12 protein-coding genes are annotated in these 14237 nt (G+C 64.2%); 7 read left to right on the forward strand and 5 right to left on the reverse strand.

Translation table 11 applies throughout. From position 1 onward, the window contains the following. Nucleotides 1-358 precede the first annotated feature (358 nt). From yghU to KI609_RS06630, 3 genes are all read left to right on the forward strand, one after another. Complete coding sequence (gene yghU / locus KI609_RS06620; RefSeq protein WP_226448353.1) at nucleotides 359-1255, forward strand: glutathione-dependent disulfide-bond oxidoreductase; 897 nt, start codon at nucleotides 359-361, stop codon at nucleotides 1253-1255. Between the two features lie 20 nt (nucleotides 1256-1275). Next, nucleotides 1276-1908, forward strand: coding sequence for a glutathione S-transferase family protein (locus tag KI609_RS06625; protein WP_226448358.1), 633 nt, complete (start codon nucleotides 1276-1278; stop codon nucleotides 1906-1908). 69 nt (nucleotides 1909-1977) lie between these two features. Further along, nucleotides 1978-2418, forward strand: a complete 441-nt coding sequence (locus tag KI609_RS06630; RefSeq protein ID WP_413463420.1) for a flavodoxin family protein — start codon at nucleotides 1978-1980, stop codon at nucleotides 2416-2418. Between the two features lie 96 nt (nucleotides 2419-2514). Here the strand turns inward: KI609_RS06630 and KI609_RS06635 are convergent, their stop codons facing one another. Both KI609_RS06635 and KI609_RS06640 read right to left on the reverse strand, forming a co-directional pair. Next, nucleotides 2515-3450: an NAD-dependent epimerase/dehydratase family protein gene (locus tag KI609_RS06635; protein WP_226448360.1), complete on the reverse strand. Its 936-nt coding sequence runs from the start codon at nucleotides 3448-3450 to the stop codon at nucleotides 2515-2517. Between the two features lie 47 nt (nucleotides 3451-3497). Beyond that, entirely contained in the window at nucleotides 3498-5894 is a 2397-nt protein-coding gene (locus KI609_RS06640) for a GGDEF domain-containing protein (RefSeq protein ID WP_226448362.1), read from the reverse strand. A 182-nt stretch (nucleotides 5895-6076) separates the two neighbouring features. On the opposite strand from KI609_RS06640, the gene KI609_RS06645 reads away from it, so the two are divergent. Next, nucleotides 6077-6973: a dienelactone hydrolase family protein gene (locus tag KI609_RS06645; RefSeq protein WP_226448364.1), complete on the forward strand. Its 897-nt coding sequence runs from the start codon at nucleotides 6077-6079 to the stop codon at nucleotides 6971-6973. 138 nt (nucleotides 6974-7111) lie between these two features. Further along, nucleotides 7112-7996 (forward strand): ZIP family metal transporter, encoded by an 885-nt coding sequence (locus KI609_RS06650; protein WP_226448367.1) that lies wholly within the window; start codon nucleotides 7112-7114, stop codon nucleotides 7994-7996. A 40-nt stretch (nucleotides 7997-8036) separates the two neighbouring features. Here KI609_RS06650 and KI609_RS06655 read toward each other — a convergent pair whose 3' ends face one another. From KI609_RS06655 to KI609_RS06665, 3 genes are all read right to left on the reverse strand, one after another. After that, complete coding sequence (locus KI609_RS06655) at nucleotides 8037-8756, reverse strand: response regulator (RefSeq protein ID WP_226448369.1); 720 nt, start codon at nucleotides 8754-8756, stop codon at nucleotides 8037-8039. Further along, nucleotides 8753-10165 (reverse strand): cache domain-containing protein, encoded by a 1413-nt coding sequence (locus KI609_RS06660; RefSeq protein WP_226448371.1) that lies wholly within the window; start codon nucleotides 10163-10165, stop codon nucleotides 8753-8755. Before KI609_RS06660 ends, KI609_RS06655 begins: the two co-directional genes overlap by 4 nt. 272 nt (nucleotides 10166-10437) lie before the next feature. Beyond that, on the reverse strand, nucleotides 10438-11400 hold the full coding sequence (locus tag KI609_RS06665) for an IS5 family transposase (RefSeq protein ID WP_226450219.1): 963 nt from the start codon (nucleotides 11398-11400) through the stop codon (nucleotides 10438-10440). A gap of 817 nt (nucleotides 11401-12217) precedes the next feature. Here KI609_RS06665 and KI609_RS06670 point away from each other — a divergent pair. Both KI609_RS06670 and KI609_RS06675 read left to right on the forward strand, forming a co-directional pair. Then, nucleotides 12218-12682: a Rid family detoxifying hydrolase gene (locus KI609_RS06670; RefSeq protein ID WP_226448373.1), complete on the forward strand. Its 465-nt coding sequence runs from the start codon at nucleotides 12218-12220 to the stop codon at nucleotides 12680-12682. Between the two features lie 45 nt (nucleotides 12683-12727). Continuing rightward, nucleotides 12728-14176, forward strand: a complete 1449-nt coding sequence (locus KI609_RS06675) for an aminotransferase class V-fold PLP-dependent enzyme (RefSeq protein WP_226450220.1) — start codon at nucleotides 12728-12730, stop codon at nucleotides 14174-14176. Nucleotides 14177-14237: the final 61 nt, after the last annotated feature.

Below are 14237 nucleotides of genomic sequence, written 5' to 3' on the forward strand. Positions count from 1 at the left end.
GCAAGGCGAGGTACGCGGCCAATAGCCCGATTGCACTTCAATGCGATCTCCGAAAAGACGTGTGAACACGTTCTAAGGCTAGGGCACTATTGAGAGGAGAGCGCGGCGTTCAATTGCGCAATAGGCTCGGTGAATTTGTCAGACCGATAGCAAAGGCCAAAGGCAGCGAAGTCGATTTCAGGCTGATTGCTGCGGGTTAGCTTTCCATGGCGTGATCGGTCTCGGCAATCTCGTTGTTGGTAAAGCCCCATTGCCGGGCATTTGTCGCTGTCCAGCAGACAACAAACCGCATCGCTAAACTCATTCGAAACTTGGCTACACAGCCGCCTTCAACGCCTCACTTGCCCTGGAGCCCCGCATGCCCGATCCCACTCCCTACACCCCACCCGCCATCTGGCAATGGAACAAGGAAAACGGCGGTCAGTTCGCCAGCATCAACCGGCCCATTGCCGGGGCCACGCACGACAAGGAATTGCCCGTGGGGCGGCATCCGTTGCAGTTGTATTCGCTGGGTACGCCCAATGGCGTGAAGGTGACGGTGATGCTGGAAGAGCTGCTGGCGCTGGGCCACAGCGGGGCGGAGTACGACGCGTGGCTCATCCGCATCAACGAGGGCGAGCAGTTTGGCAGCGGGTTTGTTTCCGTGAATCCCAATTCCAAAATCCCCGCGCTGCTGGACCGCAGCGATGCCGCGAACCCGGTGCGGGTGTTCGAGTCGGGCGCCATCTTGATGTATCTGGCCGAGAAGTTCGGGGCCTTATTGCCCGCCAGTGGCGCGGCACGGGCCGAGTGCCTGTCTTGGTTGTTCTGGCAGATGGGCAGTGCGCCGTTCTTGGGCGGCGGGTTTGGGCACTTTTATGCCTACGCGCCCGAGAAGTTCGAATACCCGATCAACCGGTATGCGATGGAGGTCAAACGCCAGCTCGATGTGCTCAACCAGCGCCTGGCCGTCAACGAGTATGTGATCGGCAGCGAGTACACGGTGGCCGACATCGCCATCTGGCCCTGGTATGGCTTGCTGGTCAAGGGCCAGGCCTATGACGCCGGCGAGTTTTTGCAGGTGCACGAGTACACGCATGTGGTGCGCTGGGCCGACCAGGTTGCCAAGCGCCCGGCGGTGCAGCATGGGCGCAAGGTGAATCGTGTCACTGGCGACCCCGCCAACCAGCTGCGCGAACGGCATGAGGCCAGCGACTTTGATACCAAAACCCAGGACAAGCTGGACGCTGCGTCGGCTGCGTCACCCGCCCCGTGAGCGCTCTGCAGGACTCAGCCATGCTCACCTTGTATGACTGCGCCACCGCGCCCAGCCCCCGCCGTGCCCGCATCCTGCTGGCCGAAAAGGGCATTGCCCATGACACGGTGCCGGTGGACCTGCGCAGTGGCGAGCAACTGGGCGAGGCCTATCGGCGCATCAACCCGCAATGCACGGTGCCCGCCTTGCGCACCGACGAGGGCTTGCTGCTGACCGACAACGCGGCCATTGCTGCGTATGTGGAGGCGCGCTACCCACACCCGCCGCTGTGGGGCGAGACGCCTGCAGAAAAGGCCGAAATCGCCAGCTGGAACTGGCGCATGGAGTTCGAAGGCCTGCTGGCCATTGCCGAGGCACTGCGCAACAGCGCGCCGGCCATGGCCAACCGGGCGCTGCCTGGGGCGGTGAACTACCCGCAGATTCCCGCCTTGGTCGAGCGTGGGCTGGCGCGGGTCGACCAGTTTTTTGATGTGCTCAACGGGCGCCTCGTGGGGCGCGATTTTGTCGCGGGTGATCGGTTTTCGGTGGCCGACATCACCGCCGTGGTGGCGGTGGATTTTGCCCGCATCGTCAAGCGCAAGCCCGGCGAGCAGCACCCCGAGCTGCTGCGCTGGCGCGCCGCCATGGCGCTGCGGCCGTCGATGGCGCTGTAGTTTGGTTTGCTGGCTGTGGCCAAAACACTACTCATCGTTTACCACTCGAACACCGGCGGCACGCGGCAAATGGCCGAGGCCGCGCGCGATGGCGCCGCCGCCGAGCACAGCGGGGTGGTGCGCCTGTTGCACGCCACCGACGCCGGGCCTGCCGACGTGCTGGCGGCAGATGGGTACGTGTTTGCCACCCCTGAAAACCTGGCGGCCATCAGCGGGCTGATGAAGGACTTTTTCGACCGCTGCTACTACCCGGTGCTGGACCGGGTCAACGGCCGCCCCTATGCCAGCCTGGTGTGTGCGGGCAGCGATGGCAGCAACGCGGCGCGGCAGATGGCACGTATCGCCACGGGCTGGAGGCTCAAGGCGGTGGCCGAGCCACTCATCATTTGCACCCACGCGCAAACGCCCGAGGCGATCCTGGCACCCAAGCAGATCGGTGGTGGCGATCTCGCGAACTGCCGCGTGTTGGGCGAGTCGCTGGCCACAGGGTTGGCGCTGGGTGTGTTTTGAATTGCTATTGCTATTGCTATTGATTAGATAGCTGCTTGCGCTTTATGAATAAGCGCTACAGGCCCATTTAATTCATATTCTGGCGGTGTGCCCGGATCAGCGCCACGCCGTGGCTACCAACTGGCTGTAGTGCACGCCTGGCCGCCCCAGCAACTGCTCAAACATCGCTGAGTTGCCCACGTTGTCGCTGCCCAGCATGGCCAGGGTTTCGCTGCACCAGGGCGAGGCGGGCACGGCGTCGCCCAGGCGGGCGCTGAGGCTGGTCAGCCACTGCGGCATGCGCAGCACCCGGGCAGGGCGGTGGCCCAGCTGCTGGCGCAGGCTGGCAATGAAGTCGCCCATGGTGAGTGCTGCGGGGCCGGTGCACTCGATCACGCCGGTGCGCGCCATGGCCGGGCCGAGCAGGGCGACCACCGCAGTGGCCAGGTCGTGGACGGAAACGGGCTGCACCCGTGCATCGAGCACCGGGCCGGGGAACAGCGCCACAGGCAGGCGCGCCAGGTTCATGAACAGCGCGCTGCTGTCGCCACCTTGGCCATAGACCGCGCTGGGGCGCAGGATGGCGGGGCTCAACCTGCCCTCGCCCTGGGGGCCATGGCCACTGTCTGCGCCACCTTGCGCTCCTTGTGCCGCCAGTGCCTGCAAATGGCTCTCGGCCGCCAGTTTGGTCCGGGCGTAGCGGGTGGTGCTGCCCTCTATCCCAAGTGCCGATATCTGCACCACGCGCCGTACCCCGGCCTGTGCGCAGGCGTCGAACAGGGCCACGGGCGTATCGCGGTGCACGGCGTCCATAGGGCGTGTGCGGGTGTCGCGCAGCACGCCCACGGTGTTGACGACTGCGTCGATGCCCTGCAGTCGGGGCAGCCAGGTGGCCGCGTGGGTGTCGTGCGCAAAATCCATGGGCACTTGCAAGGCGCTTGTACCCCGGTGCGCAGGGGACACGCCCCCGTGTACGGTGTGCCCCGAACGGGTGAGTGCGGCCGCCACGGTGTGGCCGATGAAGCCGGTGGAGCCCGTCAGCAAAATATGCATCTGCGTAGCCTGGTGAAGAAGTGGGGCATCCTCGGCAGGCGCAGGGTTCAGGGGGGCGTGTCGAACACCTCAAAACGATTGCGGCCACCGTGTTTGGCGCGGTACAGGGCTGCATCGGCAGCCTGCACCAGTGTGTCAGAGCCCGTGTCGTGGTGAGGCACCGCACTCGCAATGCCCATGCTGAGCGTCAGGATGGGAGCGGTGGGCGAGCGCGGGTGGGCCAGGGCGGCAGTGCGCAGGCTGTCCATGCAGCGCTGGGCCACCGTAACGGCGTCGGCCAGCGGCGTGTCGGGCAGCAGCAAGACAAACTCTTCGCCGCCATACCGCGCGGCCACTTCGTCGGCACGGCGAATGGTTGCTTGCAGCGATTGGGCCACGCGGCGCAGGCATTCGTCGCCCGCCAGGTGGCCGAAGTGATCGTTGTAGAGCTTGAAGTGGTCAATGTCGATCAGCACCACGGTCAGGGGCATTTTTTGCCGGCCGCAGCGCAACCACTCTACCGCCAGACGGTCATCAAAACGGCGCCGGTTGCCGATGCCGGTGACACCGTCGGTGGCCGATAGCAGGGCCAGTTGGGCGTTGGCCGCCGCCAGCTCTTGTTCCTTGCGCACCAACAGGGTCACATCGGTGCGCACCCCGGCGATGCCGCCTTGGGGCGTGCGCCGCTCATCGGCCTGCAGCCAGCGGCCTTCGGGCAGGCGTTGCAGCACGGCATGGTGGGCGCTGCGATGGTCTTGCAGGCGCTGAGCCAGCCACGCCTCTTCGTTGCCCTGGGCGTCGAGGTATTGGCCCCGCTCGACCCCATAGCGTGCGATCTCTTCAAACGTGGCGCCCGGCACGATCATGGGCGCCGAGATCGGGTACAGGCGCCGGTACTGGGTGTTGCACACCACGAGCTTGTCGTCTGCGTCAAACAGGGCGAAGCCCTCGGGCAGGGATTCAACGGCGTCTTGCAGCAGCTGGCGCGCTTGCTGGGCCGTGGCCTGGGCGCTTTCCAGCGCATGGCGCTGTTCGATCAGATCGGTGATGTCCAGGCGCACCGCCATCACGTAGTTTTCGGGGGTGCGGGTCTCATAGATGTTGATCCAGCGGCCATCCGCCAGACGTTGCACCCGGTTCAGCGTGGCGCTGCCGTGCTCTGACAGGCGCTCGGCAATCCAGGCCTCTTCGCGGCCCAGCGCCGAAGGGATCAGCTGCTGCGCCACAGACGACCGCAGGATGTCGACAAAACGCTGGCCGCGCAGCTCCGCGTAGTTCATGGCCGGGTACATGCGCGACAGTTGCTGGTTGTAGAGCACCAGCCGGTCCTGCTCGTCAAAGATCTCGATGCCCACGGGCAGGGCGTCCATGGCCCGTTCCAGCAATTGCCGGATGTGCTGGCTTTCTTGCCGCGCATCTTCTGCTTTGTGGCGTTCTTCGATAAGGTCGCTGATGTCCAGGCGCACACACACCGTCATGCCCGACGGGGTGCGGCTTTCGTGCATGTGCATCCAGGTGCCGCCTGGGTAATAGCGCACTTCGGGCCCTGGCCGGTGGCCACGCAGCGCCATTTCATGGGCAAACCACAGGTCCTCCTGGCCCTGTGCTTCGACGGGAATGCCGTGGCGCAGCCCCTCGCGCAGCAGCTCTTCGTAGGTTTTGCCCAGCGACTCCGGCATGGGCAGGTGCGGCCGCAGGCGCGCCATCAGGTCATTGCACAACACCAGGCGGTCGTTTTCGTCATAGATGTCGAGCCCCGCCGGCATGGCGTTGACGGCTTCGCGCAGGCTGCGCTCCGCGCGTTCCGCGTCGCGCAGCGCCTGATGGAGCGCGCGCTCCTTGTGTACGGTGTCGGTGACGTCGGTGCGCAATACCACCACGCCCCCGCCCTCCTGCAACCGCTCGGTGATCTGCATCCAGCGGTCGCCCGTAAGCTCCTGCAGCTCAGGCTGCCCCGGCGCGCGGTGGCGTGCCATGCGGTCAGCCACCCATTTTGGGGTGTCGGCCAGGGCGTCGATGATCAGGCCGGAGTGCGCCGCGTTGCGCAAAACGTCTTCAAACAAAGCGCCGGGCTCTGGCTGCATCGCTGCGCCTGGTGCTACTTCCTTGTAGCGTGTATTGCACAACACGAGCCGGTCCTCGGCATCAAAAATGGCGAGCCCGTCGGGCAGGATGTCCAGGGTGGCGCGTAGTTGTGCATGGGCATTGCGCCCCGCCTCGTTGGCTTGTGTCACGGCGGCGCGCATTTGCCGTGCCGTGTTGAGCAGGCGCCAGACCAGCACCGCGCAGCCCATCAGGGCCAAGCCCGCAGCACCCAAAGCCCCGCGCACGGAAGACCCCAGGCCCGGGTTTGCCAACGCCCATGCCAGCAGCGCCAGGCCGCCTGCGCCGCAAGACCCCGCCCATAGCAGCGCCAGCGGGTGCAGGCCGGAGGAGGGGGGAAGGGCGGTCAGGGGGCGATCCATTGGCTGGGCAAGGGACGGACGTTTGCTCCGAAGCGGTGGTATGGCCGGCAGGTGTGTTTTGAAAGTCTAGCAGCGCAGCCTGTTTTTCGATACCCGAATAAACGCAATCCGGGCAAACGGCCTAGACTGCGACGGCGGCAGATTTCGCCCCGTCCATCCGCTCTTTTTTTGGGAGACAACCGATGCTCAATGACAACCTCCACTCTGACGCCCTGGCGCTGCTGCCGGGCCGGTCCACAGAATCGGGCGCCACGCGGCGCACTGCGTTGCAGGCCGCGCTGGGCCTGGGTTATGCGGTGGCGGCTGCGCCCATCATGGCGCAGACGGCCATTGCCACGCCGACCGATGGGTTGACGGCGGGCCCGGTCAGTTTTGTGGTGGATGGCTTCAAAGTGCCCGCCTACCGTGCGGCCCCTGCGGGCAAAACAGGCCTGCCCGTGGTGCTGGTCATTCAGGAAATCTTCGGCGTGCACGAATACATCGCTGATGTCTGCCGTCGTTTCGCCAAGGCGGGGTATCTGGCCATTGCGCCCGATCTGTATGCGCGGCAGGGCGATGCCAGCGGCTATACCGATATCGCCAAACTCATGGCCGAGGTGGTGGCCAAGGTGCCCGATGCCCAGGTGATGGCCGACCTGGACGGCGCGGTGCAGTGGGCTACCGCCCATGGCGGCGATGCCGCACGGGTGAGTGTCACCGGTTTTTGTTGGGGAGGGCGCATCACCTGGCTGTACGCCGCCCATGGCCCCGTGAAAGCGGGGGTGGCGTGGTACGGCCGCCTGGTAGGGCAATACAGCGAACTCACGCCCAAGCACCCCATTGATATCGCTCCCATCCTCAAAGCCCCGGTGCTCGGCCTTTATGGCGAAAAAGATGCGGGCATACCCCTTGACACGATTGATAAGATGAAAATTGCCTTGTCCGGCGGCTCGCCGCAAGCCAAGGCATCGCAGTTTGTGGTGTACCCCGACGCGCCCCACGCGTTCCATGCCGACTACCGCGCCAGCTACCGTAAGGAAGCGGCCGAAGACGGCTACCAGCGCGCGCTGGCGTGGTTCAAGGGGCACGGGGTGGTGTGAACCAGGGCCCCGGCTCCGCTCCTCCTCCTGCTGCTGCAGCCGCCCCGCATCGACGGGGCGGCTTTTTTTGACCCGGCCTCACCGCTGGAATTTGAATGAAAACAGGCGCTAGCGCTTGTAAATTAAGCACAATAAGCTATGACATTGATAGCAATCATTCTGGCCACTCTGGCCGCCGGTATTGGCAGCGTGTGGCTCGCTGCGTTGCTTATGCGAATGGGCATGGGCGGGCGTTCTGCCAGCGTGGGGCCGCAGCACCTGCTCAGCTTGGCTGCCGGGGCGCTGCTGGCCACCGCCTTCATGCACCTGCTGCCCGAAGCGTTCGAGAGCCAGGCGGGTGCGCACGACCTGTTCGCCACGCTGCTGGTGGGCGTGGTGTTCTTCTTTTTGCTCGACAAGGCCGAGCTGTGGCACCACGGGCACGAGCACAGCCACCCCGAGCCCGCCACCAACGCGCAGGCCCATGCCCACAGCCACGCCGCTTCGCACCCTGCGCACGCAAGCCACGCGGGCCACCACGCCCACGAATCGGGCCACGAACAGGTTCACGTGCACCATCACCACGGTCCACGCGCAGGCGGTTGGGCCGTGCTCACGGGCGACAGCGTGCATTGTTTTGGCGACGGCATCCTCATTGCGTCGGCCTTCATGGCCGACATGCGCCTGGGCGTGATCGCCGCCGTGTCGGTGCTGGCGCACGAGGTGCCGCACCACATGGGCGACTTGGTGGTGCTGCGCCAGACCAGCCCCAACCGCCGCATGGCGCTGGTCAAGGTGTCGCTGGCGGGCGCCGTCACGGCGCTGGGCGGCATGGTGGGCTACTTTCTGGTGGGGCAGCTGCAAGACTTGTTACCGTACTTCCTGGCGGTGGCGTCGAGCAGCTTTGTGTACGTGGCGCTGGCCGACTTGATCCCCCAGCTGCAAAAGCGCCTCACGGCGCGCGAAACCATTGCGCAGATTGCCTGGCTGATTGCGGGCATGGTGGTGGTCACGCTGGTGAGCGGGGCGGCGCACGCCCATTGATGAAAGGCGCGCTGAGCTGGGGTCGGCGGGCCGATCGAGCTCAGCTGCCTCGCGCGTAATGCCCTGGCGGGGCGATGCTCAGTGCGGGTTGGTCGAACAGCGCTGCGGGCCCGGTGTGCAGCGGGTCGTGCGTGAGGTCGGCATGGTCCACCGCATACTTCATGAGCGCGGCCTGCCCCTCGATGCGCAGCTTGCGTCGCAGGTGGAGCCGGTGGGTTTCGACCGTGCGCACAGAGGTGCCCATCAATGCGGCGATTTCCTTGTTCGAGCGTCCCTCCGACACCCATTGCAGCACGCTCGCTTCGCGCGGCGTGAGCGAGCGGTTGGAGCGTGCCACGCTGCCCGAGTCGTCCAGCAACTGCTCCAAGCCCGGGCTGAAGTAGCAATCCCCCCGGTGCACCGCCTCAATGGCCTCGATGAGTTGTTGCGCGGGCGCATCCTTGAGCACGTAGCCGCGCGCGCCCAGCGACACCGCGCGGCGCACGTACTCGGCATCGTCGTGCATCGACAGCACCAGCACGCGCACGCGCGGAAACTGCTCGCGGAACAGGGCCGCGAGGTGGATGCCGCTGGCTGCGGGCATGCGGATGTCGGTCAGCACGATATCGGGAGCAAGGGCATGCGCCAGCGGCAGCGATTCGCCCACGCTGGTGGCCTCGCCGGCAATGCAGATGTGCTCGGTGGCCTCTAGCCGCATGCGTACGCCGTCGCGCACCAAGGGGTGGTCATCCACGAGAAGGATCCGGATCGGAGGGGTCATGCGGCAATCTGCGAAGCGTCGAAATCATCAGCGGGCGCGGGGCGGGCCTGCGCGGCCAGGTCAAGCACGGCCACGATGCGGGTTCCGCTCTGGTCAGAAGCGATGGAAAACTGGCCGCCCAGGCCCTCAATGCGCTCACGCATGTTGCGCAGGCCAATGCCGCCCTGGCCGTCGCGCTGCACGCGCCGCACGTCAAAACCTCGGCCATCGTCGCGCACCTGCAGCGTCACGCGGCGGCGCTGGAATTGCAGCGCCACCTCCACGTGGGTCGCCTGTGCATGGGCCTGCGCGTTCATGACGGCCTCCTGCACCACGCGAAACAGCGCCGTGCTGTGGCTGGTGGGCAATGGCAGGGCCGGGCCGCGCGATGTGAAGCCTATGTCGAAAACGCCCTGGCTTTGCACCTGCTGGCTCATGAGCGCGAGTGCGGGGGCCAGGCCCAGATCATCGAGCAAGGCAGGGCGTAGGGCGTGCGACACGCGCCGGATCTCGAGCAGTGCATGGTTGAGCCGCTCGAGGCCCTGGTCCAACATGCGGCGAGGGGCTGGTGGATCTTGGGCGGGGGGCGTGGGCAATTGCGATTGGGCTGTCTCCAGCAAGAACTTGGATGACACCAGCACCTGAACCACGCCATCGTGCAACTCGCGCGCCACGCGCACGCGCTCTTCTTCCTGCGAATGCACGACCCGCTGCGCCAGCCGGCGCAGCTTGGCGCTGGATACGCGGTGGTCGCTCAGGTTCAGCGCCAGCCCGGCCACGCCGATGAGCACGATGCACAGGGCTGCGATAGCGTAGATGTGCCAGCGCGTGCTGGCGATGTTCTCCTGGGCGCTTTCGTCGATCTTGCGCAGGGCGTTGTGCACGTCGTCAAGGTACAGGCCCGTGCCCACGGCCCAGCCCCAGCCCGGCACCGACGCCACGTAGCCCAGCTTGGGCACCATCAGCTGGGACGAGGGCTTTTGCCAGCTGTAGCGCACCAGGCCCCCGCCATTGCGGGCCGTGTCGAGGATGAGCCGCGCGGGCAGTGCGCCATTGGGGCTGTTCGGGTCGCACAGGTCCACGCCCTGCAGTCCCATCTGCTGGGCATCGAGTAGCACCTTGCCGTCCTTGTCGTAGACGAAGAAGTAGCCGTCCTGCCCGAATTGCATCTGCGCCAGCATGGCCAGTGCCTGCCGCTGCTGGGCCTGCGGGTCGTCGCCATTGTTCATGATGCGCGCCAGCGCGCTGTGGGCCAGTTGCACGTAGTGCCGCAGCTCGGTTTCCTTGCTGTGCAGATAGGCCGACTCCACCAGTTCCCGCTCCTGGTGGGCCAGCTTCAGGGTCTGGTGCTGCACCGTCACGGCGACCAGGCCCAGCGCGACCACGATGGGCACCACAGACAGGAGTGCGAGTTTCAGCCGGAGTTGCATGGGAGTGAAGAGGTGACCCCTCACTATCTGTCGGCCTTGATTTTTGTCAATGGGATTTGTTCCCATGGCCAGGCGCCGCGGACGGGTGGAATACACCAGCACACTGGGTTCTTAGGGATGTTCTGAACAACTCGGTTTCGCGCGTGCTACGAGACTGAGTTTTTCAGCTGGCGCAATGGAGACCGTCTTTCCTGCGGTTCCGTCTTGTTTGGTGCCCCTTGTGGGGGCCGCTTGCGCAGCCGCTGCGGCTGCACGGCTGTTTGCGGACGCACTCATGCCTGCGCCCCCAGCAATTGGTGGCGCACCATCCACAGGTTGGACAGCGCAAACAGCGTCTTGAGCTGCAGTGTGTTCTTCTTCAATCCCCGGTAGCGCGCCTTCACATATCCAAACTGCCGCTTGATCACCCTAAAGGGATGCTCCACCTTGGCCCGGATGCTTGCCTTGATCTTCTCCATCTGGTCTATGAGCGCGTCAACGAGGTTGTGCTCTTTGTCCAGCTCTTTGCGCTTGCCCGGGCGCATCGCTATGTGCCACGTCACGCCCGCCCTGGCATCCGGGCGCTTGTGAACGCCTTGATAGCCCGCGTCACCAAACCCGTCTTTTTCTTGCCCGTGCAGCAAGCTGTTGCCTTCTACAACGTCGGCCACGTTGCCCGAGGTTCCGATGACGGTGTGCACCAGTCCTGAGTCCGCGTCCACGCCAATGTGGGCCTTCATGCCAAAGTGCCATTCATTGCCCTTTTGGCTTGAGTGCATCTCTGGATCGCGCTTTCTGTCCTTGTTCTTGGTAGAGCTGGGCGCTGCGATCAACGTGGCGTCTACCGCAGTGCCCGCCTTGAGCAGCAAGCCCTGCGCTGCCAGCAGTTCGTTGACGGTGGCCAGAATCTGCTCGGCCAGCTTGTGCTTCTCCAGCCGGTGGCGAAACCTCAAAATGGTGCTCTCGTCAGGCATTCGTCCATGGGCATCAAGCCCTGCAAAATCCCGGTAGATCGGGGTGTCAAAGAGGGCTTCCTCCATCGCCAGATCCGACAAGGTAAACCACTGCTGCATGCAGTGGATGCGCAGCATGGTCTCCAGGGCAAAGGGTGGGCGGCCGTTCTTGCCCTCGGGGTAATACGGGGCAATGACATCGAGCAATGCAGCCCAGGGAACCACCCGATCCATCTGGGCCAGCAGTTCCTGTTTGCGGGTCTTCTTGGTGCTCAGGTTCAGGTCAAGGCTGCTTTGCTTCATGGCTTGCGAGGATGCCATGACTGGCCGGGGTCTATCAGACTGACCACGAGGTTTTGCAGGATTTCCTTAGGGATGTCCTGCATAACTCCCTGCGGTCTGTGATAGCGCGGCCTCGGGCAGTCCGCTGCGTTGCTTTTCTTGCCAATAGCTCGGCTATTGGCTGCAAAAAGACGCCTTGCGGCCTGTCCCGATCCGCACTAGCACCGACTCGCGAAGGTTATGCAGGACATCCTTAGCGGAATTCCGGCGCAGGTTGTGGTCGTGGTTTGATGATTATTTCTTAACGCGGGAAATAGCGGCTCGAAATGCTGAATGTAAAAACCTGTGCGGCATTTTTTTGATGAAGCGCCTGCTTTTTTGAAAGCCATTAACATTAATCGGTGGATTCATGGGGTGAAGCGCTTAAGCGGTGGGGGGGGATCGATTGCAGGGGCGCGGCCGGCTACCTGCCGATGGTCCGCACGTTTGGCCGGCTGGGGCGGTACAGATGAATCTGTGGGCTGCCAGTGGCTCGCTGCATGGGGTGGCCAGCGGGTGGGCGGCGACGGCCAGTGCGCGTTGTCAGAGGCCATTGGTCCGTGCGATCCGGTCCGCAAGGGCGACCGTCTGCGTAGTGTTGCGTAGGGGAAAAAACGATTATCTTTTGTGGGACTGTTTCTTAGAATTTCTCCGTGCAGCGACTTTGGCAGAGCACCGGTGGTGTAAGCGAATAACAAGGTCGTCTCGAGTGCTGCGGTATTTTGAATGGCTGGTTTTGAATTCGATTTCCGGTATTTAGGGTATTCGCAGGTGTTTGGTTCTTTCGGAGGAATAAACCATGGATATTCGAAAAATACGACGCCTGGCAGTGGTCGTCGGCGGCATGCTGGCGGTGGCTCTGGTGGGTTGCGCTGCGCCGGGCAAGCGTGAAGTGCTGTCCACCACGCAGATCTATCCGGCGATCGGGCCGTATTCACAGATGGTCTCGCATGGCAACACCATCTATTTCTCGGGGGTGCTGCCGCTGAACGCTGCGGGCACTGCTGTGAATGGAACCACCATCGAAGAGCAAACCCGCGCCGTGCTGGACTTCATGGGCGCCAAGCTTCGCTCGCAGGGGCTCTCTTATGAGGACGTACTGGCCACTTCGGTGTACATGAAAGACCTCAACGAATTCGCCGCCATGAACAAGGTCTACGGCGAGTATTTCCGCAGTGCGGCGCCGGCCCGCGCTACCGTGGAAGTCGCGCGCTTGCCGCGCGACGTGAAGATCGAAATCGCTGCCATCGTCGGCCGCCGCTGAACCCCCACCTCGATAGGAGCCACCGTGAAAAACAACACCTCAGTGATGACGGCCCCCTCGGCCGCAGGCATGCCCCTCGACGGATGGGATGACTCCCGCCGCTGGACATCCAAGCGGCGCGATTTTCTGCGCATTCTGGGCTACGGGGCCGGAGCGGCCGCCCTGGCCCCGCTGGTGGCATGCGGTAGCAGCGGCGCCGCCACTGTGTCCGAGGCCCTGCGCGAGCAGCTGATGAAAGATGAAGCCTTCTGGACCAGCGTGCAGAACATGTTCACGCTTAAGCCCGAAAAGACCTACATGAACATCGGCACCGCCGGCTCCATGCCCAAGCTGGTGCTGGACGTGTTCGACACCGAGAACCGCAAGAAGGCTGCCGATTCGGGCAACGGCTATACCAACCTGCTCGACCTGCGTAAGCAGGTGGCGCCCGGCTTTGGCGTGGACCCCGATGAACTGGCCTTTTCGGCTAATACGTCCTCGGGCATGTGCCACGCCATCCTGGGCATCGACTGGAAGGCAGGCGACGTGATCGTGACCACCAACCACGAGCATGGTGGTGGCGACACACCGCTCAAGATCGCCCAGGACCGCTATGGCATCGAAGTCTCGCGCATCGCACTGCCCGTGGGCAACAAGCAGACCGCCGCTACCTATGTGAATCTGTTCGATGAGCGCATCCGTGCCCTGAAAACCGCAGGCAAGCGCGTGCGCGCCATGATGTGGTCTTCTCCCACCTACAAGACCGGCACCATGCTGCCTATTGCCGACCTCATGGAGGTGGTGAAGGCGCACGGGCTCATCAGCATCGTCGATGGCGCCCACCTGCCGGGCATGATGGCCTACAACTATGGCGAGCTGGGCATGGACTTCATGTCGGGTGCCGGCCACAAGTGGCAGTGTGGGCCGGGCTCCACGGGCATCCTGATCGTGCGCAACAAGATTCGCGCCTCCAACCCGCTGCCACTGCCCAAGTGGTACCCAGTCCACACTAGCGCCTACCCGGCGCTCGAGCGCACGACCACGGGCAAGGAAACCTACGACGTGGCGGCGTCCATCACCTCGTGTGGCAGCGTGCATACGCCCATGTTCCAGGCGCTGGTGCAGGCCTGCGCGCAGTGGGACAGCATCGGTCGCAAGAAGATCGAAACCTACGATCTCACGTTGGCGTCCTACCTGAAGGAAAAAATCGCCGAGCGCTGGGGAGTGGACGCGCTGTATTCACCCAAGGACGATCCCAAGCTGCTCTCGGCCCTTACTTCGTTCAATCCGTTCCAGAACAAGGACGACGTGATGAACGCGCAGAAGTCCAGCACCTTCGTGGCCCGCATGCTCAGCGACTACCCGCAGGGCTTTGTGATTCGCAATGCGAACTTCTCCGTGATCGGCGCGGCGGCCGACCATTACGGCGTGCGTGTCTCGACGCACCTGTGGCACGACGCGCGCGATGTCGACCTGCTGGTCGACGCCATGTGGGACCTGTCGCGCAAGATGTGAGGCGCACTGGCCGCGCCCGGATGGGTTGGATTGCGCCCATCCGGCGCAAGCGCCAGGCGGC

Origin of the sequence: Acidovorax radicis (assembly GCF_020510705.1) — a bacterium.
GTDB lineage: Bacteria > Pseudomonadota > Gammaproteobacteria > Burkholderiales > Burkholderiaceae_C > Acidovorax > Acidovorax radicis_A.